General features: G+C 74.0%; 17 protein-coding genes. 10 read left to right on the top strand and 7 right to left on the bottom strand.

Annotation, left to right across the window (positions count from 1 at the left end; genetic code table 11):
- Nucleotides 1-126: 126 nt before the first annotated feature.
- From manD to BCAV_RS16690, 5 genes are read right to left on the bottom strand one after another with little or no spacing between them, the layout of a single operon-like run.
- Nucleotides 127-1,362 (bottom strand): D-mannonate dehydratase ManD, encoded by a 1,236-nt coding sequence (gene manD / locus BCAV_RS16710; protein ID WP_015883798.1) that lies wholly within the window; start codon nucleotides 1,360-1,362, stop codon nucleotides 127-129.
- Nucleotides 1,359-2,735, bottom strand: coding sequence for a mannitol dehydrogenase family protein (locus BCAV_RS16705; RefSeq protein ID WP_245528879.1), 1,377 nt, complete (start codon nucleotides 2,733-2,735; stop codon nucleotides 1,359-1,361). Before BCAV_RS16705 ends, manD begins: the two co-directional genes overlap by 4 nt.
- A 48-nt stretch (nucleotides 2,736-2,783) precedes the next feature.
- The gene (locus BCAV_RS16700) at nucleotides 2,784-3,641 is read right to left on the bottom strand and encodes a sugar phosphate isomerase/epimerase family protein (RefSeq protein ID WP_015883796.1); all 858 of its coding nucleotides are present in this window, start codon (nucleotides 3,639-3,641) and stop codon (nucleotides 2,784-2,786) included.
- Nucleotides 3,638-4,876 (bottom strand): Gfo/Idh/MocA family protein, encoded by a 1,239-nt coding sequence (locus tag BCAV_RS16695; RefSeq protein WP_015883795.1) that lies wholly within the window; start codon nucleotides 4,874-4,876, stop codon nucleotides 3,638-3,640. Before BCAV_RS16695 ends, BCAV_RS16700 begins: the two co-directional genes overlap by 4 nt.
- Entirely contained in the window at nucleotides 4,873-5,712 is an 840-nt protein-coding gene (locus BCAV_RS16690; RefSeq protein WP_015883794.1) for a sugar phosphate isomerase/epimerase family protein, read from the bottom strand. The genes BCAV_RS16695 and BCAV_RS16690 overlap by 4 nt, the downstream gene beginning before the upstream one ends.
- Before the next feature lie 142 nt (nucleotides 5,713-5,854).
- Between BCAV_RS16690 and BCAV_RS16685 the strand changes: the two genes are divergently transcribed.
- The 4 genes from BCAV_RS16685 to BCAV_RS16670 all read left to right on the top strand — a co-directional run bounded on the left by BCAV_RS16685 (nucleotide 5,855) and on the right by BCAV_RS16670 (nucleotide 10,472).
- A complete protein-coding gene (locus BCAV_RS16685; protein ID WP_015883793.1) occupies nucleotides 5,855-6,931 on the top strand; it encodes a LacI family DNA-binding transcriptional regulator in 1,077 nt (358 codons plus the stop codon).
- Nucleotides 6,928-8,349: a glucuronate isomerase gene (gene uxaC, locus BCAV_RS16680; protein WP_043347407.1), complete on the top strand. Its 1,422-nt coding sequence runs from the start codon at nucleotides 6,928-6,930 to the stop codon at nucleotides 8,347-8,349. The genes BCAV_RS16685 and uxaC overlap by 4 nt, the downstream gene beginning before the upstream one ends.
- A gap of 72 nt (nucleotides 8,350-8,421) precedes the next feature.
- Entirely contained in the window at nucleotides 8,422-8,916 is a 495-nt protein-coding gene (locus BCAV_RS16675) for a PH domain-containing protein (RefSeq protein WP_015883791.1), read from the top strand.
- The gene (locus tag BCAV_RS16670) at nucleotides 8,913-10,472 is read left to right on the top strand and encodes a PH domain-containing protein (RefSeq protein WP_015883790.1); all 1,560 of its coding nucleotides are present in this window, start codon (nucleotides 8,913-8,915) and stop codon (nucleotides 10,470-10,472) included. Before BCAV_RS16675 ends, BCAV_RS16670 begins: the two co-directional genes overlap by 4 nt.
- A 2-nt stretch (nucleotides 10,473-10,474) precedes the next feature.
- Here the strand turns inward: BCAV_RS16670 and BCAV_RS16665 are convergent, their stop codons facing one another.
- Entirely contained in the window at nucleotides 10,475-11,266 is a 792-nt protein-coding gene (locus BCAV_RS16665; RefSeq protein ID WP_015883789.1) for an SDR family NAD(P)-dependent oxidoreductase, read from the bottom strand.
- 215 nt (nucleotides 11,267-11,481) lie between these two features.
- Nucleotides 11,482-12,633, bottom strand: a complete 1,152-nt coding sequence (locus tag BCAV_RS16660) for an ROK family protein (RefSeq protein WP_015883788.1) — start codon at nucleotides 12,631-12,633, stop codon at nucleotides 11,482-11,484.
- Between the two features lie 87 nt (nucleotides 12,634-12,720).
- Between BCAV_RS16660 and xylA the strand changes: the two genes are divergently transcribed.
- From xylA to BCAV_RS16630, 6 genes are all read left to right on the top strand, one after another.
- The gene (gene xylA / locus BCAV_RS16655) at nucleotides 12,721-13,902 is read left to right on the top strand and encodes a xylose isomerase (protein ID WP_015883787.1); all 1,182 of its coding nucleotides are present in this window, start codon (nucleotides 12,721-12,723) and stop codon (nucleotides 13,900-13,902) included.
- Between the two features lie 28 nt (nucleotides 13,903-13,930).
- Entirely contained in the window at nucleotides 13,931-15,370 is a 1,440-nt protein-coding gene (locus BCAV_RS16650; protein WP_015883786.1) for a xylulokinase, read from the top strand.
- Between the two features lie 11 nt (nucleotides 15,371-15,381).
- A complete protein-coding gene (locus tag BCAV_RS16645) occupies nucleotides 15,382-16,050 on the top strand; it encodes a ThuA domain-containing protein (protein ID WP_050761754.1) in 669 nt (222 codons plus the stop codon).
- Between the two features lie 150 nt (nucleotides 16,051-16,200).
- The gene (locus BCAV_RS16640; RefSeq protein WP_015883784.1) at nucleotides 16,201-17,526 is read left to right on the top strand and encodes an extracellular solute-binding protein; all 1,326 of its coding nucleotides are present in this window, start codon (nucleotides 16,201-16,203) and stop codon (nucleotides 17,524-17,526) included.
- Between the two features lie 20 nt (nucleotides 17,527-17,546).
- On the top strand, nucleotides 17,547-18,422 hold the full coding sequence (locus tag BCAV_RS16635; RefSeq protein WP_083770184.1) for a carbohydrate ABC transporter permease: 876 nt from the start codon (nucleotides 17,547-17,549) through the stop codon (nucleotides 18,420-18,422).
- Nucleotides 18,419-19,360, top strand: a complete 942-nt coding sequence (locus BCAV_RS16630) for a carbohydrate ABC transporter permease (RefSeq protein WP_015883782.1) — start codon at nucleotides 18,419-18,421, stop codon at nucleotides 19,358-19,360. The genes BCAV_RS16635 and BCAV_RS16630 overlap by 4 nt, the downstream gene beginning before the upstream one ends.
- Nucleotides 19,361-19,383 lie beyond the last annotated feature (23 nt).

Below are 19,383 nucleotides of genomic sequence, written 5' to 3'. Positions count from 1 at the left end.
GCCCTCGCTCCGGAACTTTCGGGCTGACGCTACCACCCGTGGTCCGAGATCAGCGATCCGCCGGACGGGCTCGCGGCGCACGAAGCCGATAGTTTCGGATCGTGCGCCGGCGGGCAGCGCCGTCCGTCACCAGTCGTGCATCGTGCCGTCCTTGAGGCGGTTCACCGGCAGGTAGGCCGGGGTGTACGCGAAGCCGGCAGCGGCGTCGTCGTCGTACGTGATCCCCAGCCCGGGCTCGGTGCCCGGGTGCAGCAGCCCGCCGTCGAACGTGAACGACTGCCGGAACACCTCGTTGGTCCGCTCGCCGTGCGGCATGTACTCCTGGATCCCGAAGTTGTGGATGGCCAGGTCGAGGTGCAGCGCGGCGGCCATGCCGACCGGCGAGATGTCGGTCGGCCCGTGGATGCCCGACTTGATCTGGTACTGCGCCGCGTAGTCGAGGATCTTGCGTAGCGCCGAGATGCCGCCCGTGTGCGTGACGGCGGAGCGCACGTAGTCGATGAGCTGCTCGCGGATGAGCGTCTGGTAGTCCCACACCGTGTTGAAGATCTCGCCGATGGCGAGCGGCGTCGTCGTGTGCTGCCGCACCAGCCGGAGCGCGTCCTGGTTCTCCGCGGGCGTGCAGTCCTCGAGCCAGAACAGGTCGTACGGCTCGAGCGCCTTGCCGAGCTTCGCGGCCTGGATCGGCGTCATGCGGTGGTGGCCGTCGTGCAGCAGCGGCAGCTCGGGCCCGAACTCGTTCCGCACCGCCTCGAACACGGTCGGGAGGTGGCGCAGGTACGCGCGCGTGTCCCAGTCCTCCTCCACGGGCAGCGCCGTGCGCTGGGCGGGCTCGTAGTCGTAGCGCGCACCCTCGGCCGTCGGCTGCGCGGCGACGCCGTACACGGCGTCGATCCCCGGGACGGCCGTCTGCACGCGGATCGCGCGGTACCCCTTCTCGAGGTGCGCGCGGATCGAGTCGAACAGCTCCGGCACGTCCCGGCCCGACGCGTGCCCGTAGGCGAGCGCGCCGGCGCGCGAGGCGCCGCCGAGCAGCTGGTACAGGGGCAGGCCCGCGACCTTCGCCTTGATGTCCCACAGGGCGACGTCGACGGCGGCGATCGCGGCCATCGTCACCGGCCCGCGCCGCCAGTACGCGCCGCGGTAGAGGTACTGCCAGGTGTCCTCGATGTTGTGCGCGTCCCGCCCGACCAGCAGGGGCGCCACGTGGTCGGAGAGGTAGCTCGCGACGGCGAGCTCCCGCCCGTTGAGCGTCGCGTCGCCGAGACCCGTGACGCCGTCGTCGGTCGTGAGCCGCAACGTCACGAAGTTGCGGTCGGGGCTCGTGACGAGGACCTCGACCTCGGTGATCCTGCTGCTCATGCGGTACTCCTCGTTCCTTCGATCTGCGCCGCGCCGCGCGCGACGTCGTCGACGATGCTGGTGATGGTCTCGGGCCGTGCGGCCGGGAGCAGGTGGTCGACGACGGCGGCTGCACCGTCGGCGAGGGAGGTGCGGGCGCGCGCGGCGAGGGGTGCGCCGCCGGGGTCGGCGTCGCTCGTCCAGCCCGAGCGGAGGTGGGCGAGCCAGGCCGACCACAGCCGGAGCTGTCCGTCGCCGGGCGTCGCACCGTCGGCGAGCCGGGCGGCCACGACCGGCGTCGACCGCGCAGGCAGCTTCGCCGAGCCGTCCTTCGCGATCTGCTCGAGCAGGTGCCTGATCCGCGGGTTGGTGAACCGGCGCACCAGCGCCGCCCGCGCGTCGCGGATCTCACGCTCGGGCAGCGGAAGGACCGGTGCGGCGTCGTCCCAGAGCGCGTCGAGCGCACGCCGGCACTCGCCGTCGGCCATCGCCTCGTCGATGCTGGTGTGCCCGCGGGCGAGCCCGAGGTACGCGAGCAGCGAGTGCCCCGCGTTGAGCAGCCACAGCTTGCGGCGCGTGTAGACCTCGACGTCCGGCACGAACCGGGCGCCCTCGACCTCCCACGCGGGACGGCCGGCCGGGAACTCGCCGGCGAGGTACCACTCGGTGAACGGCTCGGTCACGACGACGCACGGGTCGCCGCTGGCCGCACGGTCGTCGTCGGTCGCGGCCGGCGTGATCCGGTCCACCACCGTGTCGACGAACGAGACGTGGTCGGTGATCCACTGGGCGAGGCGCGGGTCGTCGGCGGCGCCCAGCACGGCGTCGCGCGTGCGCGCCCCGTTGGCGGGGAGGTTGTCGCAGCTGACGACGGCGAGCGGGCCCGCCCCGGCGTCGCGGCGGGCGGCGAGCCCGTCGGCGAGGCGACGCATCGCCGACGTCGCCCCGTACGCCGGCTCGGTGATCGTGAGCGTGACGACGGCGACCCGCGGGTTCGCCACGGCGCCGCGCCAGGCCGCGGTGTCGGCGCCGTCGTAAGCCCCTGAGATCGACGTGATGCGCTCGGCGGCGTCGCCGTCCGGCTCGCGCACGAGGAGGGTGTACGCGCAGCCCTGGGCCGCGAGGGCGCGGGCGGCGTCGGGGCGCCGGCCGGTGAACGCCGCGATGCCCCACAGGTCCGCGGCGTCCGCGGCGCCAGCGGCATCCGACGGGTCCGCCGGGTGTCCGCCGGCACCGGACGCCGCGAGGTTGGCACGGTGGGTGTACCAGGCCTGGTGCGCGCGGTGGAACGCGCCGAGCCCGAGGTGCACCATCCGGACCGGCGCGCCTCCGCCGTCACCGACCCGTGCGACCCGTGCGACGCCGCCCCCGCCGTCGAGTGCGTGGTCGCTCACGGCATCACCGGCGTGTCGGCGGCAGGGATCACGCACTCGGCGGACGCGTCACCCACGGGAGAGGTCCCAGGTGGCCCGCAGGTAGGCGAGGTTGTCGGCGGTGCGCTCGGCGAGCGGGACCTCGGTCGAGAAGTCCTCGACCGTCACCCAGTCGTCGTACCCGACCGCGGCGAGGGCGCGGAAGTACGCGAGCACGCTCGCCTGCCCCTCGCGCAGCGGCGCCCACGCGTGCTCCCACACGGTCGCGCCGCTCGCGTCGCGCTCGCCCGTGGGCCGCCACACCGCGTTCTTGAGATGCACGTGGGCCAGGTAGTCGCCGAGCATCTCGAGCGCGGGCTGCGGGTCCTCCCAGCCCTCGATGACGAGGTTGCCGAGGTCGTGGATGACGCCGACGTGCGCCGGGTCGAGGCCGTCGAGCAGGCGCAGGGCGGCCGACGCCGAGGCCGTGATCGTCTGGTGGTGCAGCTCGACGAGCGCCTTGACGCCGTGTGCGGCGGCGCGTTCCGCGACCCAGGTGTAGTCCTCGCGCGCCTGCGCGAACAGCTCCGGGTACGTGCCGGTGCCGAGCGCCGGGACTGTGACCCGGACCCGCTGCGCGCCGGAGCGCGCCGTCGCGAGCAGGAGCTGTTCGACGTCGTCGCGCTCGTAGCAGCGCGCGTACCCGGCGAGTGCCGAGATCACCAGGCCGCCGTCCGTCGTCGTGCGCGCGATCTCCTCGGCGGCGTCGGCGACGCCCGCGAGCGGCCAGGTGGCGCGGTTGCCGGACCAGAACCCGGCGTCGCCCGCGGGCGCCGGCTGATCGACGACACGCCACTCGACGCCGTCCCAGCCCTGCGCCGCCAGCTGGGCGACGGCCTCGGCGGGCGTCCACTCCGGCGTCGACGCGGTGAAGACGGAGAACCTCATCGCAGCACCTCCGTGCGCTGATCGGCGGGGACCGGGTCGGACGACCCGGTGCGGGTGGCGACGTCGTCGTAGACGCCGTCGAGCACGTCCGTCACGCGCACCGGCTTGCCGAGCGTGGCCGACAGGTACACGGCGCGGACGGTGGCGAGGGCGCGCAGGCCGTCGTCGAGCGTCACCCAGGGGGCGCGGTGCTCGCGGATCGCCGCGACGACGTCGGCCCACTGCGTCGCATGGGAGTTGCCGTACTGGCTGGCGTGCGAGCCGGACGGGTCGAGGCTGCCGCGCGGGCTCGCGACCGTGCCCGCCTCGGACACCTCGAGGTGCGCCTGGTTCGCCTTCCACTCGCCGTCCTCGGCGTCGAGCGCGTGGAAGAACGCGAGGTCGTCGCCCTCGATGACGGCGGACCCGGCCGTGCCGTGGACGTGGAGCCGCACGCCGAGGTCCGGGTACACGGTGGTCGAGGCGTGCAGCGTGGCCAGCGCGCCGGACGTGAACCGGATGATCGCGACGGCGACGTCCTCCACCTCGATCCGCTCGTGGCCGAGGCGTGCCGTGTGCGCGACGACGTCGATCGGCTCGCCGAGGAACCACAGCAGCAGGTCGAGCGTGTGCACGCCCTGGTTCATGAGCGCGCCGCCGCCGTCGAGCGCCCAGGTGCCGCGCCAGTCGCCGGAGTCGTAGTACTCCTGGGTGCGGTACCAGTCGATGTTGGCGACGGCGGAGGTCACGCGGCCGAACCGGCCGGCCTCCAGCGCGCGGTGGACGGCGAGCGAGGAGTAGTCGTGGCGGTGCTGGCTGATCACGGCGACCACCTGCCCCGGCCGCTGGGCCGATGCCTCGCGCAGGCGGCGGGCCGGGGGGAGCGCGACGTCGAGCGGCTTCTCGACGACGACGTGCGCGCCGGCCTCGAGCGCCTGGATCGCGATCTCGGCGTGCTCGCCGCTCGGGACGCAGACCGCGACGACGTCGACGTCGCCCGCGGCCAGGGCCTCGCCGAGGTCGCCGTGGCTGCGCGGTTCCCTCTCGCCTGCGGCGGTCAGCACGGCGGCGACCTCGCCGGCCCGCTCCGGGTGCGGGTCGACGACGGCGACGACCTCCAGGTCGGGGCTGGCCGCCGCGACCTCGGCGTGCAGGCGGCCGATGACGCCGCACCCGACGATGGCGAGCTTCAGCGGCGCGGGCGACGCCGCGCCGTCGTCCCTCGTGGGACCGGCGGACGTGGATGGGGTGCTCATACGAGCTGGACTCCTACTCGGTCGGTGATGCGGGCGAACGCGCGGGCGGCGACCCCGAACGCGGCAGGTCCGGAGAAGCCGCCCATGCGGCCGGCCTCGGTCAGGTGGGGTTCGAGCGAGGCGAAGCCGGCGTACCCGGACGCGGCGAGGGCACGGACCGTCGCCTCCACCTCGCCGTCGCCGTCGCCGGCGGGGCGGACGGCGCCGGTGGCGAGGTCGGCGTCCTTGACCTGCAGGTACTCGACGTGCGGGGCGAGCTCCGCCCAGCCGTCGGTGTGCGGGCGCGCGCCGACCTGCACGAAGTTCGCCGCGTCCCACGCGAGGCGGAACGCCGGGCTGCTCACGTGCCGGGCCAGGTCGGCGACGCGGTCCGGGGTGTCGCCGTAGATGTCCTTCTCGTTCTCGTGGAGGAGCACGAGGCCCTCGTCCTCGGCGACGCCGGCGAGCTCGGTGAGAGCGGCGATCACGTCGTCGCGGATCTGCTCCGGCGTGACGCCCTCGGCGCGGTAGAACGAGAAGATCCGCACGTAGCGGGTGTCGAGGGTGTGGGCGATCTCCGCGATCCGACGCAGTCGCGCGACCTCCCCAGCCGCCTCGCTGATGTCGACCTTGCCGATCGGCGAGCCGATGGCGCTCACGCGGTGCTCGGCGGCGTCGAGGATCTGCGCGAGCTCGCGGACCTGGGCGTCGGTGAGGTCGGCGACGTTCGTGCCCCAGGCGCTGCGCACCTCGAGGTGGCGGGCACCGAGTGCCTGCAGCACCGCGACCTGGACGCGCGGGTCGGCGTCGATCTCGTCGCCGAAGCCGGACAGGTGCCACCGTGGCGCGTCGGTCATGGCGCTACCGTACGGCGTCGCTCTAGCGGCTGGCAACCGATTGCCGTATGTTTGCCGCCGTGTCGACCCGTCCGCCACCGCGCACCGCCCTCGGCCCGGCGTGCGCCGATCCGCGTGCGGTGCACCGCCCCGGGAGCCCGCGGTGACCGGTGCGGGTCAGGTGACGCTGCGCGACGTCGCCGAGCGCGCCGGAGTGGCGATCTCGACGGCATCCCGCGCGCTCGCGAACCCGGGCCGCGTGAGCGCGGCGACGAGGGAGCGGGTGCGCGCCGCGGCGGACGAGCTCGGCTACTCGCCCGGCGGCCCCGCGCGGGCGCTGAGCTCAGGGCGGACGGGCATGATCGCGCTCGTCGTCCCGGACGTCACGAACCCGTTCTACTTCGGCGTGATCCGGGGCACGCAGGCGCAGCTGCGGGACCGCGGGTACGTCCACGTGCTCGTCGACACCGAGGAGTCGGCGGACGTCGAGGCGGCGTGGCTCGACCGGCTGCAGCGCAGCGTCGACGGGGCGGTCCTCGCGGCGTCGCGCCTGTCCGACGCCGCGATCGCTGCTCGCGCGTCGCGCCTGCCGCTCGTCACCCTCAACCGCGACGTGCCCGGCGTGCCGGGCGTCACGCTCGACACGCCCGGCGGCGTCGCGCACGCGCTCGACCACCTCGCCTCGCTCGGCCACCGGCGGATCGCGTACGCGGGCGGGCCGCCTGAATCGTGGTCGGATGCCCGACGGCGGCGGGTCGCGCGGGCGCGGGCGCGCCGGCTGGGGGTGGAGCTCGTGGTGCTCGGGCCGTACGCGCCGCTCCAGGCCTCCGGCGCGGCCGCCGCCGACGCCGCCGTGCACGCGGCGGCGAGCGCCGTCGTCGCGTTCAACGACCTCATGGCGATCGGGATCCTCGCGCGGCTCGCCGACCGTGGCCTCGCCGTGCCGCGGGACCTCAGCGTGGTGGGGTGCGACGACGTGTTCGGCGCCGACTTCGCCCACCCGCCGCTGACGACGATCACGGCTCCCGTCGAGCGGGCGGGGCGGGCGGCGACGTCGATGCTGCTCGCGCGGCTCGACGACGGCGCGCCGCGGGTCACCGGCGACGACGCCGCCCCGCGCCTCGCGCTGCCGACCCACCTCACGATCCGCGCCTCCACCGGCCCCGCCGGCGGACCGCTGGCTGCGGGTGCGGGTGAACCTCGCACCCCGTTGCCGACTCGTGACCAGCCCAACCCATGACCGGAGGACCCGTGGCCCTGCACCCCGATCGCCTGTTCCCGGCCGACCCCGCGACGCGCGGAGTGGCGCGCACCCTGTACGCGGCCGCGGCGTCGGCGCCGATCGTGTCCCCGCACGGACACGTCGACGCCGGGCTGCTCCTGCGCGACGAGCCGTTCACGGACCCGGCCGACCTGCTCGTCGTGCCCGACCACTACGTGCTGCGCCTGCTGCACGCGCACGGCGCCGACCTCGGAGCGCTCGGGCGCGCCCCGCGGGGCGATTCCCCCGGCGCCGACCCGCGCGAGATCTGGCGGACGTTCTGCGCGCACTGGGGGGCGTTCGCCGGCACGCCGGTGCGGTACTGGACCACGGCGATCCTCGCCGACGTCTTCGGCACGGACCTGACGCCGTCGTCGGCCACCGCCGACGCCCTCTACGACGAGCTCGTCGCCGCTCTCGCGCGCCCGGAGTTCCGCCCCCGCGCCCTGTTCGAGCGGTTCGGCATCGAGGTGCTCGCGACGACCGACGACCCCGCCGACGACCTCGCCGATCACGCCGCGCTGCGGGACGACCCGGAGTTCGCCGGGCGCGTGCTGCCGACGTTCCGCCCCGACGCCTACCTCGACCCGGGGGTGCCCGGCTGGCCGGCGCGGCTCGACCGGCTGGGCGCGGCCGCCGGCATCGACACCGGGACGCACGCGGGTCTCGTCGCGGCGCTGGAGAACCGGCGCGCGTACTTCGCCGAGAGGGGGGCGACGGCGACCGACACCGGTCCCGTCGACGCGTGGGCGCTGCCGCTCAGGGCGCCCGAGGCCGAGCGCATCCATGCCGCGTTCCTGGCCTCCTCGGGCACTCCCGAGGAGGCGACGGCGTACCGCCGCCACATGCTGTTCGAGCTCATGCGGATGGCGAGCGAGGACGGCCTCGTCATGCAGCTGCACCCGAGCGTGATCCGCAACCACCACGGCCCGACGCTCGAGCGGTACGGGCCGGACACCGGTCACGACCTGCCAGACGTCGGGGCGTTCACGCGGCCGCTGCGGACGGCGCTCGAGGCGTTCGGCACGAACCAGCGGTTCCGGCTCGTGCTCTTCACCGTGGACGAGACGACGTTCTCCCGGGAGATCGCGCCGCTCGCCGGCTTCTATCCGAGCGTGTACGCCGGGGCGCCGTGGTGGTTCCTCGACACCCCGTCGGCGATCGCCCGCTACCGCGGCGCGGTCACGGACTCCGCCGGCTTCGGCAAGACGTCCGGCTTCATCGACGACACCCGAGCGTTCTGCTCGATCCCCGCGCGGCACGACATGGCCCGCCGGATGGACGCCGGCTTCCTCGCCTCGCTCGTGGTCACGCACCAGCTGAGCGAGGAGGAGGCGGCAGCGATCGCCGTCGACCTCGCTGCGCCGCTCCCGCGCCGGGTCTTCCGCCTCGAGTAGCACTCCCCGAGAGGACTCCTCTCCCTCGTGAGGAGGATTCCCGGAGCGGCCTCCGTCGTTACCGTGGGGCGCATGACGTCAGGCGTGACGCTCCGACCTCCCCGCAACCGCTACGACCCACGCACCGTCGGCTGGTGGCGCACGCAGCTCGCGATCGCGACCGCCGTCGTCGTCGTGCCGCTCGTCGTGCTCGGCGTGCTCATCGCACCGGCGCGCACGTGGCTGCTGCTCCCGGCGGCCGTCGTGGGGGTCATCGGGCTGGCGGCGACGGTCGCGCTGCCGATCTGGTGGCACCGCGTGCACCGCTGGGAGATCACCGACCACGCCGTGTACGCCCTGACCGGGTACTTCTGGCGGACGTGGCGCGTGGCGCCGATGTCGCGCATCCAGACGGTCGACACGACGCGCGGCCCGGTCCAGGGCGCGTTCGGGCTCGCGACGCTCGTCGTCACGACGGCGTCCTCCGCGGGCGCCGTGAAGCTCGAGGGGCTCGACGCCGAGACCGCGGCGGAGCTCGCCGCGGAGCTGACCCGACTGACCGACGCCACGCCGGGCGACGCGACATGACCGAGGCCGCGCCGTCGGAGACCGAGACCGCCGACGACGGCGTCCCCTGGGTGGCGCTGCACCGCGACACGCTCAAGGTGACGGCGCTGTTCATGGTGGGCGTCGCGATCGCGGCGGGGGTGCCGACGGCGATGGGTGTCGCGGCGGGGACGTCCTGGGGCGTGGCGCTCGCGTGGGTCCTGCCCGGCGCCGTCCTCCTCGTGGCCGTCGGGACCGTGCTGGACGGGCTCCGCGTGCGCTTCACGCGCTACCGCGTCGCGGAGACCCGGGTGGAGATGAGCTCCGGCATCCTGTTCCGACGACGGCGGTCGCTCGCCCGGGACCGGATCCGTTCCGTCGACGTCAACGCGAACCCGCTGCAGCGCGTCTTCGGCCTCGTCACCGTCAAGGTGGGGACGGCGGAGACCGGCAGCGGGTCCGGCTCGGCCACCGAGCGCTCGTTGGTGCTGGACTCCGTCGCCCGCGCCGAGGGCGATCGCCTGCGCGCCGAGCTGTTGCGGCGCGGGGTGGAGGGCGACGGCGCGGCGCCCGACGAGCAGCGGCTGGCGACCTGGGAGCCGGTGTGGCTGCGCTACGCGCCGCTGTCGTTCCTCACGCCGCTGATCCCGACGGCTCTCGTCGGCTTCACGTTCCAGGTCGCGGACTGGTTCGGTCGCGGCGGTCTCCCGGTCGAGATCGTGGCGGGCTGGGTCGAGACGTACGGGCCGTGGCCCGTGCTCCTGCTGGGTTTCGGGGCGTTCGTCGTGCTCGGCGCGATCGGGAGCCTCGCCATCCACGCCGAGGCGTGGTGGAACCACCGCCTGGACCGGGAGCCGGGCGGCACGCTGCGAGTGCGCCGCGGGCTGCTCGTCTCGCGGTCGCTCAGCCTCGAGGAGGAGCGGATCCGCGGCGTCGAGATCGTGGAGCCGATCGGGATCCGGTCAGCCCGCGCGGCGAGGCTCGACGTCGTCGCGATCGGGCTCAAGACCGACGAGGGCCGGAGCGACCTGACGACGTTGGTGCCGCCGGCGCCGCGCGCCGTCACGCTGGCGGCGGCGGAGGCGGTCGTCGGCCCGGTGGACGTGGAGCTGAGCGGGCACCCGCGCGCAGCCCGCACGCGGCGCCTGCGGTGGGCGGCGGTCGTGGTGCTCGGCCTGGCGCTGGTCGCGGTGGTGGTGCACGTGCTGTGGTCGCCCTCGGCGTTCTGGAGCGTGGTGACGATCGGCGCTGCGCTGCTCCTCGCCGTCGGCGCCGTGGCGATCGCCGTCGACGCCTACGCCTCCCTGGGGCACGCGCTGACCGAGCGGCACCTCGTGGCGCGGTCGGGGAGCGTGCGCCGGGCGACGGTCCACCTCGACCGGCCGGGGATCATCGGCTGGCGGATCCGCCAGTCGGTGTTCCAGCGTCGGATGGGTCTGATGACGCTCGAGGCGACGACGGCGGCGGGCCGGGGGCACTACGCCGTCGTCGATGCCGGCTCGGGTCAGGGACTCCAGGTCGCCGCCGACGCCGTGCCCGGCCTGCTGGAGCCCTTCCTCGTGCGCGCGGGCGACCCGGAACCGGCGCGCGACGCCTGACCTCAGGTGCGCTCGTCGCCGGGGATGAGCCCGGGCCCGGTGAGCAGCCCGCCGTCGATCGGCAGCGTGACGCCGGTGATCCAGGCCGCGTCGTGCGAGGCGAGGAACGCGACGGCGGCGGCCACGTCCTCCGGTTCGCCGACCCGCCCGAGCGGGTACAGGCCGCGCAGTCTGTCCGCGCCGCCGGGCTGGTTGTCCCAGTTCCGGGTGCGGATCGTGCCGGGGGCCACGGTGTTGATCCGGATGCCCTCCGGGCCGAGCGTCGCCGCGAGGTTCTGGGTGAGCGACGACAAGCCGGCCTTCGCCGCCGAGTACGGCTCGCTGCCGAGCGCCAGCAGGGCGTTGACGCTGCTCGTCGTGACGATCGCCGGACCCCACGTGCTGCGCCGCAGGTGCGGGACCGCGGCCCGGCACGTGCGTGCGGTGCCCACGAGGTTGAGGTCGAGCATGGCGCGCCAGACGTCGTCGTCGGTCTCCTCGAACGCGGGGTGCGCGGAGTCCGCGCCCGCGACGTGGACGAGCAGATCGAGCGTGCCGGCGCGGGCGACGACGTCGGCCACCGCCGCATCGACGGAGGCGCGGTCCGTGACGTCGAGCGTCACGGCGAGGTGCCCCGCGCCGGGCAGGGCGTCGGTGACGGTGACGGCGACGTCGTGGTCCAGGTCCGCGACGGCGACCCGTGCGCCCTCGGCGGCGAGGCGGTGGGCGCACGCCCGACCGATGCCGTGAGCGGCGCCGACGACGAGGGCGACGGCGCCGTCGAAGCGGCCGGCGACGGGGGTGGGGGAGGTCATCTCGCATGAGTATCACGGCGACCGGCCCGCACACCATGGGTCCGCGCCGGGTCGTGGTCGTTTGTCAGCGTGCTACGGCGCCGACCCACCGGGCGGGTCAGTGCCGTAGCGCCGAGTGCCCCGGCCCCACCCGCCAGGTCACGCGCAGAGATCCTCTCGCGGACGCGCAGAGATCCTCTCGCGGAGGGAGTGCAGAGATCCTCTCGCGGAGGGAGTCAGGAGGTGAGGAGCCGCCCGGAGGGGTCGGCGAGCACCGCCGAGGTCTGCGCCAGCGCCGCGCCGAGGAGAGCGGCGTGCTCGCGGACCGGCGCGGCCAGCACCGCGACCGGCGACCACGGGTACGCGAGCACGCGCCGTGCGAGCTCCGCCTCGAGAGCGGGCCGGAGCTCGGGCACGAGCGGCGCCAGCGTCCCGCCGAGCAGGACGGTGCTCACGTCCACCACGTTGATCGTCGACGCGAGCGCGATCCCGAGAGCCGAGCCCACCCGCGAGGTCGGCCAGCGCCTCAGGGCCGCCGCGCCGGCGTACTGCTCCAGGCAGCCCTGCGAGCCGCACCGGCAGAGCGGTCCGGACGGGTCGACGACGACGTGCCCCACCTCCCCGGCCCAGCCGTGCTGCCCGCCGAGCGCCACGCCGTCGAGCACCACGCACCCGCCCACGCCGACGTCGCCCGACACGTAGAGGAAGGTCCGCACGTCCGACCGGAGCGCGTCGGCCTGGGCGAGCGCCCCGAGGCTCGCCTCGTTCCCGACGTCGAGCGGGAGCGCCGCGAGCGGCGCGAACTCCGGAGCGGACCGCAGCGCGCCGTCGGCGTCGACGTCCGTCCACCCGAGGTTCGGGGCGTCGACGACGACGCCGTCCCGCACGATCCCGGGGACGGCGAGCGTGGTCCCGACGAGGCGCGCACCGCCGTCGGACGTGCGCCGCGCGACGTCGGCGCCGAGCGCCGCGGTCGCCGCGAGCACGTCCGCGGCCCCTCCCGCGGGGAGGGGGCGCAGCTCGAGGGCGAGGACCTCGCCGGCGAGGTCGACGGCGCACGCCGCCACGTGCTCGGGCGTCACCTCGAGCCCGAGCCCGGCGACGGTGCCGCGTGCGAGCGCGACCGGCGTCGGCGGCCGGCCGGCCGACCCCGTGCTCGCGAACGGCAACCAGGCGAGCACCCGCGCCGCGAGCAAGGCCTCGACGAGCGTCGAGACGGTCGCCCGCGTCAGCCCGGTCCGGTTCGCGAGCTCCGCGCGCGAGATCCCCGGCGCGCCGGCGGGCACGTGCCGAAGGAGCAGCGAGAGGTTGTGCGCCCGCAGGCTGGCCTGCCGGGCTGCCGGCTCGCCGCCGCGCCCGCGGCCCAGCCGCCGCGCATCCTCGTCCACGGCGTTGACGGTAGCCGAACACGGCGATAAATTCAGCCAATCAACTAATCGGACCGCCCACAGGAACGACTCGACGAGGAGCCCACCATGACGCGCACCCCCACGACCCAGGACAAGTTCTCGTTCGGCCTGTGGACGGTCGGCTGGACCGGCCGCGACCAGTTCGGCGAGGCCAGCCGCCCTGCGCTCGACCCGTGGGACTACCTCGGCCCGCTCGCGGAGGCCGGTGCGTGGGGCATCACGTTCCACGACGACGACGTCGTCCCGTTCGGCACGCCCGACGCCGAGCGTGAGCAGATCCTCACGCGCTTCAAGCAGGTGGCCGACGACGCCGGTCTCGTCATCGAGATGGTCACCACGAACCTGTTCAGCCACCCGGTGTTCAAGGACGGCGGCTTCACCGCGAACGACCGGGGCGTCCGTCGCTTCGCCCTGCGGAAGGTGCTGCGCAACGTCGACCTCGCGGCCGAGCTCGGCGCGGCGACGTTCGTCATGTGGGGCGGCCGCGAGGGCGCCGAGTACGACGGCGCCAAGGACGTGAACGCGGCGCTCGACCGGTACCGCGAGGGCATCGACACCGTCGCCGCGTACATCAAGGAGAAGGGCTACGACCTGCGCATCGCGCTCGAGCCGAAGCCGAACGAGCCGCGCGGCGACATCTTCCTCCCGACGGTCGGGCACGCTCTCGGCTTCATCGCCGAGCTCGAGCACGGCGACATCGTGGGCCTCAACCCGGAGGTCGGGCACGAGCAGATGGCCGCCCTCAACTACACCCACGGGATCGCGCAGGCGCTGTGGAGCGGCAAGCTCTTCCACATCGACCTCAACGGGCAGCGCTCGATCAAGTACGACCAGGACCTCGTGTTCGGCCACGGCGACCTGCTGAGCGCGTTCTTCACCGTCGACCTGCTGGAGAACGGCTTCCCGTCCGGCGGCCCTACGTACGACGGCCCGCGCCACTTCGACTACAAGCCGTCCCGCACCGAGGGCTTCGACGGCGTGTGGGCGTCCGCGCGCGCGAACATGGAGACGTACCTCCTGCTCGCCGAGAAGGCGCGCGCCTATCGCGCCGACCCACGCGTGCAGGAGGCGTTCGCGGCGTCCGGAGTCCTGGAGCTCAGCGCCCCGACGCTGTCCGACGGCGAGTCGATCGCCGACCTGCTCGCGGACCGCGGCGCGTTCGAGGACTACGACGCTGACGCCGCCGGCGCCCGCGAGACGAACTTCGTGGAGCTGAACCAGCTCGCGATCGCGCACCTCGTCGGCTGAGGGGGACGATGACCGGAAGGATGGCCGCATGACTCTCGTCGCGGGCATCGACTCCTCCACGCAGTCCGTCAAGGTCGTCGTCCGGCAGGCCGGGACGGGCGCGCTCGCCCGGTTCGGGCAGGCGCCGCACCCGGACGGCACCGAGGTCGACCCGGCGGCGTGGTGGGACGCGCTCGGCGCGGCGATCGGCATCGCGGGCGGGCTGGACGACGTCGCCGCCGTCGCCGTCGGCGGGCAGCAGCACGGCATGGTCGCGCTCGACGCCGCCGGAGAGGTGATCCGGCCCGCCCTGCTGTGGAACGACACGCGCTCGGCCGCGGCCGCCGAGGACCTGATCGACGAGCTGGGCGACGGCGACCGGGCGGCCGGTGCCGCGGCGTGGGCGAGCGCCGTCGGCACCGTCCCGGTCGCGTCGCTCACGATCACGAAGCTGCGCTGGCTGCGGGACGCGGAGCCGGAGCACGCGGCGCGGGTGGCGGCGCTCGCGCTCCCGCACGACTGGCTCACGTGGAAGCTGTCCGGAGGGACCGACGTCGAGGAGCTGACGACCGACCGCTCCGACGCCTCCGGCACCGGCTACTTCGACGCGTCGGCCGACGGGGGCGCGGGTGCGTACCGGCCCGACCTGCTCGCGCGTGCGCTGGGCCGTGACGACGTCGTGCTCCCGCGCGTCCTGGCGCCCGCCGAGCGCGCGGGGACGGCGGAGGGCGCGAGCAGTCCTGCGGTGCTCGGCCCCGGTGCGGGCGACAACGCGGCGGCGGCGCTGGCCCTCGGGCTCGGCCCGGGCGACGTCGCGCTGTCCGTGGGCACGTCCGGCGTGGTGAGCGCCGTCGTCGACCACCCGGTCGCCGACCCCACCGGCCTCGTCGCGGGTTTCGCGGACGCCACCGGCCGATACCTCCCGCTCGCCGTCACGCTCAACGCCTCGCAGGTGCTCGACCGTGTCGCGGGGCTGCTCGGCGTCGACCACGGCGGCCTCGCCGAGCTCGCGCTCGCGGCGTCCCCCGGCGCCGGCGGGCTCGTGTGCGTGCCGTACCTCGCGGGGGAGCGCACGCCGAACAAGCCGCTCGCCACCGGCGCGTTCCACGGCCTCACGCTGGGGAACGCGACCCGGGAGAACCTCGCCAGGGCCGCGTTCGAGGGCGTCCTGTGCTCGCTCGCCGACGGGCTCGACGCCGTGCGCACGCAGGGCCTGGACGTCGCGTCGATCCAGCTGGTCGGGGGTGCGGCACGTTCGCGCGCGCTGACCGCGATCGCCCCGACCGTGCTGGGCCGGCCGGTCGTTGTCCCGCAGCCGAGCGAGTTCGTGGCCGACGGCGCCGCGCGTCAGGCCGCGTGGGTGCTCGCCGGCGGCGAGGCCCCGCCGGAGTGGACGGCGTCGCGCTCGAGGACGTACGAGGCCGCCCAGGCCCCCGAGGTCCGCGAGCGTTACGCTCGGGCTCGCGAGCTGACCGTGGAGCGCAGCTGACACACGCGGGCATGGAGGCGGGAGTGGGCATCGTCGTCCTGGCGGGTACGGGCAGGTACGCCGACCCGTGGCACGACTTCCCCGGCACGAGCGAGGCGATCGCCGGCGTGCTGCGCAAGGAGGGTCACGCCGTCGAGGTCCGTCCCACCGAGCCCGACGCGTTCGACCTCGCCGGCGCCGATCTCCTGGTCGTGAACGCGGGCGGCGGTCTCCACGAGGACACGGGCGGCACCGAGTGGGCGGCTGCCCACGCGGCGCTCACCACCACGCTCTCCATCGGCATGCCGGTGCTCGGCGTCCATGCGGCCGCCAACACGTTCACGGACGTGCCCGCGTGGCACGCCAGGCTCGGGGGCCGCTGGGTGGTGGGGACGTCGATGCACCCGGAGCGCGGCGAGTCGCGGTTCGACGTCGTCATGCCACCGCACCCGATCGTCGCCGGCCTGCACACGCTCCACGTCGCCGACGACGAGCGGTACAGCCGTCTCGAGACCGACCCGTTCGTCGTCCCGCTCCTCGACCACGCCCACGACGGGCTCCGCCACGTCTGCGCCTGGGTGCACGACGGCGCGCACGGCCGGGCCGTGTACGACGGGCTCGGGCACGGCGCGACGTCCTACGACTCGCCGGACCGGCGCGAGCTGCTCCTCCGCGAGGTGCGCTGGCTGCTCGGCGCCTGAGGGCGAGCGGCGCGCGTCGACGGGCGGGCGCCGTCTGCCCTGCCGCGGCCGTGCGGACGCCGCCCCGGGGTGCGCGGGCCATGCTCGCGTGGTTACGTCGACACGTCAGCGGACCGACGAGGTGGTCGAGGGACGACGGCGGCGGGAGACATGGGCGGCATCTCGAGGCGTAGGGCGCTCCAGCTGGGCCTCGGCGCGAGCGCCGGAGCGGCGCTCGCCGCCTGTGCGCCGGCGACGGCGAACCCCAACACCCAGCCGGTGATCCCGCGGGCGGACGGACCGGTCCGTCTGACGTACTGGGCGTGGCTCAAGGACCTGCAGAACGTGTGCGACATCTGGAACGCCGCGAACCCGGACGTGCAGGTCGACGCGGTCTGGATCCAGGGCGGCAACGGCGGCGGCTACCAGAAGATGTTCTCGGCGCTCGCGGCCGGCGGCGGACCGGACATCGGCCAGGTCGAGCTGCGCCAGGTTCCGGCGTTCATGCTGGTCAACGGCCTGGTCGACGTCGCTCGGTACGGGATGAACGACGTCACCGACCGCTACGACGAGGCGCTCGTCAGCCAGGTCACGTTCAACGACGGCATCTTCGGCGTCCCGCAGGACTCCGGCCCGTGCGCGTTCTACTACCGCACCGACCTGCTCGAGGGCATCGGCGCGCAGGCCCCGACCACCTGGGACGAGTGGGCCGAGCTCGCCGCAGAGGTCCGGTCGGCTGACGCCTACCTCGAGTCGTTCAACGTCGGCGACACGTCAGGCTTCTGCTCCTTCGCCACCCAGGCCGGTGCGAACTGGTGGCAGATCGACGGCGACGCCTGGGTCGTCGACATGGCCGACGACGTCACGCTGGAGGTCGCCGACTTCTTCGATCGCGCCGTCGACCAGGACCTGCTGGACACCGGCTTCGGCGCCTTCTCGCCCGGCTGGTACGCCGCCGTCGCGAACGACGGCATCTACGCGGTGACGAGCGCGTCGTGGGGCGACGCGCTCATCCAGAGCGCCGCGAGCACCGAGGGGCTGTGGCAGGTCGCGCCGATGCAGACCTGGCCCCAGGGCTACGGCTCGACCTACCTCGGCGGGTCCACGGCCGCCGTCATGGCCAACTCGCGACACCCCGCGGAGGCGCTCGACTTCTGCGTGTGGATGACGACGTCGGAGGAGGGGGTCGACGCGATGATCGAGCACTGCGGGATCGGCTGGTCGCCGGCGCGCGACTTCATCGGCACGCCGCGGATGGGGCCGTCGGAGTTCTTCGGCGGCCAGAGCTACAACGAGGAGATCTTCGTGCCGGCGGCGCAGGAGCAGAACACCGACTGGACGTGGGCGCCCCCGACGCAACGCATCTTCAACGTCCTCGCGGACGGGTTCCGGCGCAAGCTGACCGCCGGCGACACGTTCGTCCAGGCCGTGCGCGACGCCCAGGACGCCACGATCCGCATCCTGGCCGACTCCGGGCTCAACGTGAGGTCGGCGTGACCGGCCGCAAGCACGCCGCGATGACGCGGGCTCCGTGGATCCTGCTCGCCCCGTTCCTGCTCTTCTTCCTGTTCGCGTTCGTGCTGCCGATCGGCTACGCGATCGTGCAGAGCTTCGTCGGCGTCCAGCGCGAGGGCCTCTTCGGCGAGGAGGGGATCACGACGGCGTTCGTCGGCTTCGCGAACTACGCGTCGGCTCTCGGGAACGCCGAGTTCGTGGCGTCGATCTGGCGGGTGCTGCTGTTCGGGATCGTCCAGGTGCCGGTGATGATCATCTTCGCGACGATCCTCGCCCTGCTGCTCGAGACGGCGTCGGCTCGCTGGCCGCAGTTCTTCCGTGCCTCGTACTTCATGCCGTACGGCGTGCCCGGCGTGATCGCGACGATCCTCTGGTCGTTCCTGTACCTGCCCGGCCTGAGCCCGATCGTCGACCTCGCGGAGCGGCTCGGGATCACCGTCGACTTCTTGGGGCCGAGCACCGTCCTGTGGTCGATCGCGAACATCGTGACGTGGACGTACACGGGCTACAACATGCTCATCATCGTCGCGCAGCTGAAGTCGATCCCGGGCGAGCTGTACGAGGCGGCCCGGGTCGACGGCGCGAGCACGTGGCGGATCGCGCGGTCGGTGCAGCTCCCGCTCATCCGCCCCGCGCTCGTCCTCGCGACGGTCTTCTCGATCATCGGCACGCTCCAGCTGTTCGCGGAGCCTCAGGTGCTGCAGACGGTGTCGCCGGCGATCAACAACGACTACACGCCGAACCTCTCGGCGTTCAACTCCGCGTTCAACTACAACGAGTACGGCGTGGCCGCGGCGCAGTCCGTGATCATCGCGCTCGCCGCGTTCATCCTGTCGTTCGCGTTCCTCCGCTTCGTGAACCGGAAGGGACGCTCGTGACCGCGACCTCGGGCACCGCGGCGTCGTCGGCCCCGGCCACGACCCGGACGGCGACGCCCACCCGTCAGCGCCGGCACGTCGGCCCGGAGCACGGGAGCACCTCCCCGGCCCGCACGATCATCGTGACGGGGATCCTCGTCGTCGTCGCCCTCTACTTCCTCGTCCCGGTGTACTGGGTGTTCGTCGCCGCGACGAAGACCACCGAGGACCTGTTCGCCACGAACGGCTTCTGGTTCGCGCCCACGTTCAACCTGTGGTCCAACATCGCGCAGGTCTTCACGTACGACGGCGGGATCTTCGTCCGCTGGTTCGCGAACTCCGTGCTGTACGCCGGTGTCGGTGGGCTCATCGCGACGTACTTCGCCGCGGCGGGGGGCTACGCGCTCGCGAAGTACTCCTTCCGGGGCCGGGAGCTCGTGTTCGGGCTGATCCTCGGCGGCGTGCTCGTCCCCGGGACGGCGACGGCGCTGCCGCTGTTCCTGCTGTTCAGCCAGCTCGGCCTCGCGAACACGTACGCCAGCGTGCTCATCCCGTCGCTCGTCTCACCGTTCGGGCTGTTCCTGTGCCGGATCTACGCGACGGCGACCGTGCCGGACTCGATCGTCGAGGCCGCCCGGATCGACGGCGCGGGCGAGCTGCGCATCTTCCACCAGCTCGGTCTGCGCGCCCTGACGCCGGCACTCGTCACCGTGTTCCTGTTCCAGCTCGTCGGCATCTGGAACAACTACTTCCTGCCGCTCGTGATGCTCGCCGACCAGTCCCTCTACCCGATCACGCTCGGGCTCAACAACTGGCGCGCGCAGGTCGACCGGCTGCCCGAGTTCTACGAGCTCACCACGGGCGGGGTGCTGGTCTCGGTGGTCCCGCTGGCCATCGCGATGATCGTGCTCCAGCGGTACTGGCGCGGTGGCCTGACCGCCGGAGCCGTCAAGGAGTGATCGGCGCGGGTCCTCGACAACCC

The organism is Beutenbergia cavernae DSM 12333 (assembly GCF_000023105.1).
Taxonomy (GTDB): Bacteria; Actinomycetota; Actinomycetes; order Actinomycetales; family Beutenbergiaceae; genus Beutenbergia; species Beutenbergia cavernae.
Note: the sequence above shows the minus strand (reverse complement) of the source record. Positions and strands in the feature narration are given on the sequence as shown.

Excerpts from the sequence above, each read along its gene's own strand:
- BCAV_RS16700 (WP_015883796.1), bottom strand. The coding sequence starts at position 3,641 with ATGAGGTTCTCCGTCTTCACCGCGTCGACGCCGGAGTGGACGCCCGCC.
- BCAV_RS16635 (WP_083770184.1), top strand. The coding sequence starts at position 17,547 with ATGACGCGGGCTCCGTGGATCCTGCTCGCCCCGTTCCTGCTCTTCTTC.
- BCAV_RS16650 (WP_015883786.1), top strand. The coding sequence starts at position 13,931 with ATGACTCTCGTCGCGGGCATCGACTCCTCCACGCAGTCCGTCAAGGTC.
- BCAV_RS16690 (WP_015883794.1), bottom strand. The coding sequence starts at position 5,712 with ATGACCGACGCGCCACGGTGGCACCTGTCCGGCTTCGGCGACGAGATC.
- BCAV_RS16675 (WP_015883791.1), top strand. The coding sequence starts at position 8,422 with ATGACGTCAGGCGTGACGCTCCGACCTCCCCGCAACCGCTACGACCCA.
- BCAV_RS16665 (WP_015883789.1), bottom strand. The coding sequence starts at position 11,266 with ATGACCTCCCCCACCCCCGTCGCCGGCCGCTTCGACGGCGCCGTCGCC.
- BCAV_RS16670 (WP_015883790.1), top strand. The coding sequence starts at position 8,913 with ATGACCGAGGCCGCGCCGTCGGAGACCGAGACCGCCGACGACGGCGTC.
- BCAV_RS16695 (WP_015883795.1), bottom strand. The coding sequence starts at position 4,876 with ATGAGCACCCCATCCACGTCCGCCGGTCCCACGAGGGACGACGGCGCG.
- BCAV_RS16640 (WP_015883784.1), top strand. The coding sequence starts at position 16,201 with ATGGGCGGCATCTCGAGGCGTAGGGCGCTCCAGCTGGGCCTCGGCGCG.
- manD (WP_015883798.1), bottom strand. The coding sequence starts at position 1,362 with ATGAGCAGCAGGATCACCGAGGTCGAGGTCCTCGTCACGAGCCCCGAC.
- BCAV_RS16645 (WP_050761754.1), top strand. The coding sequence starts at position 15,382 with ATGGAGGCGGGAGTGGGCATCGTCGTCCTGGCGGGTACGGGCAGGTAC.
- xylA (WP_015883787.1), top strand. The coding sequence starts at position 12,721 with ATGACGCGCACCCCCACGACCCAGGACAAGTTCTCGTTCGGCCTGTGG.
- uxaC (WP_043347407.1), top strand. The coding sequence starts at position 6,928 with ATGACCGGAGGACCCGTGGCCCTGCACCCCGATCGCCTGTTCCCGGCC.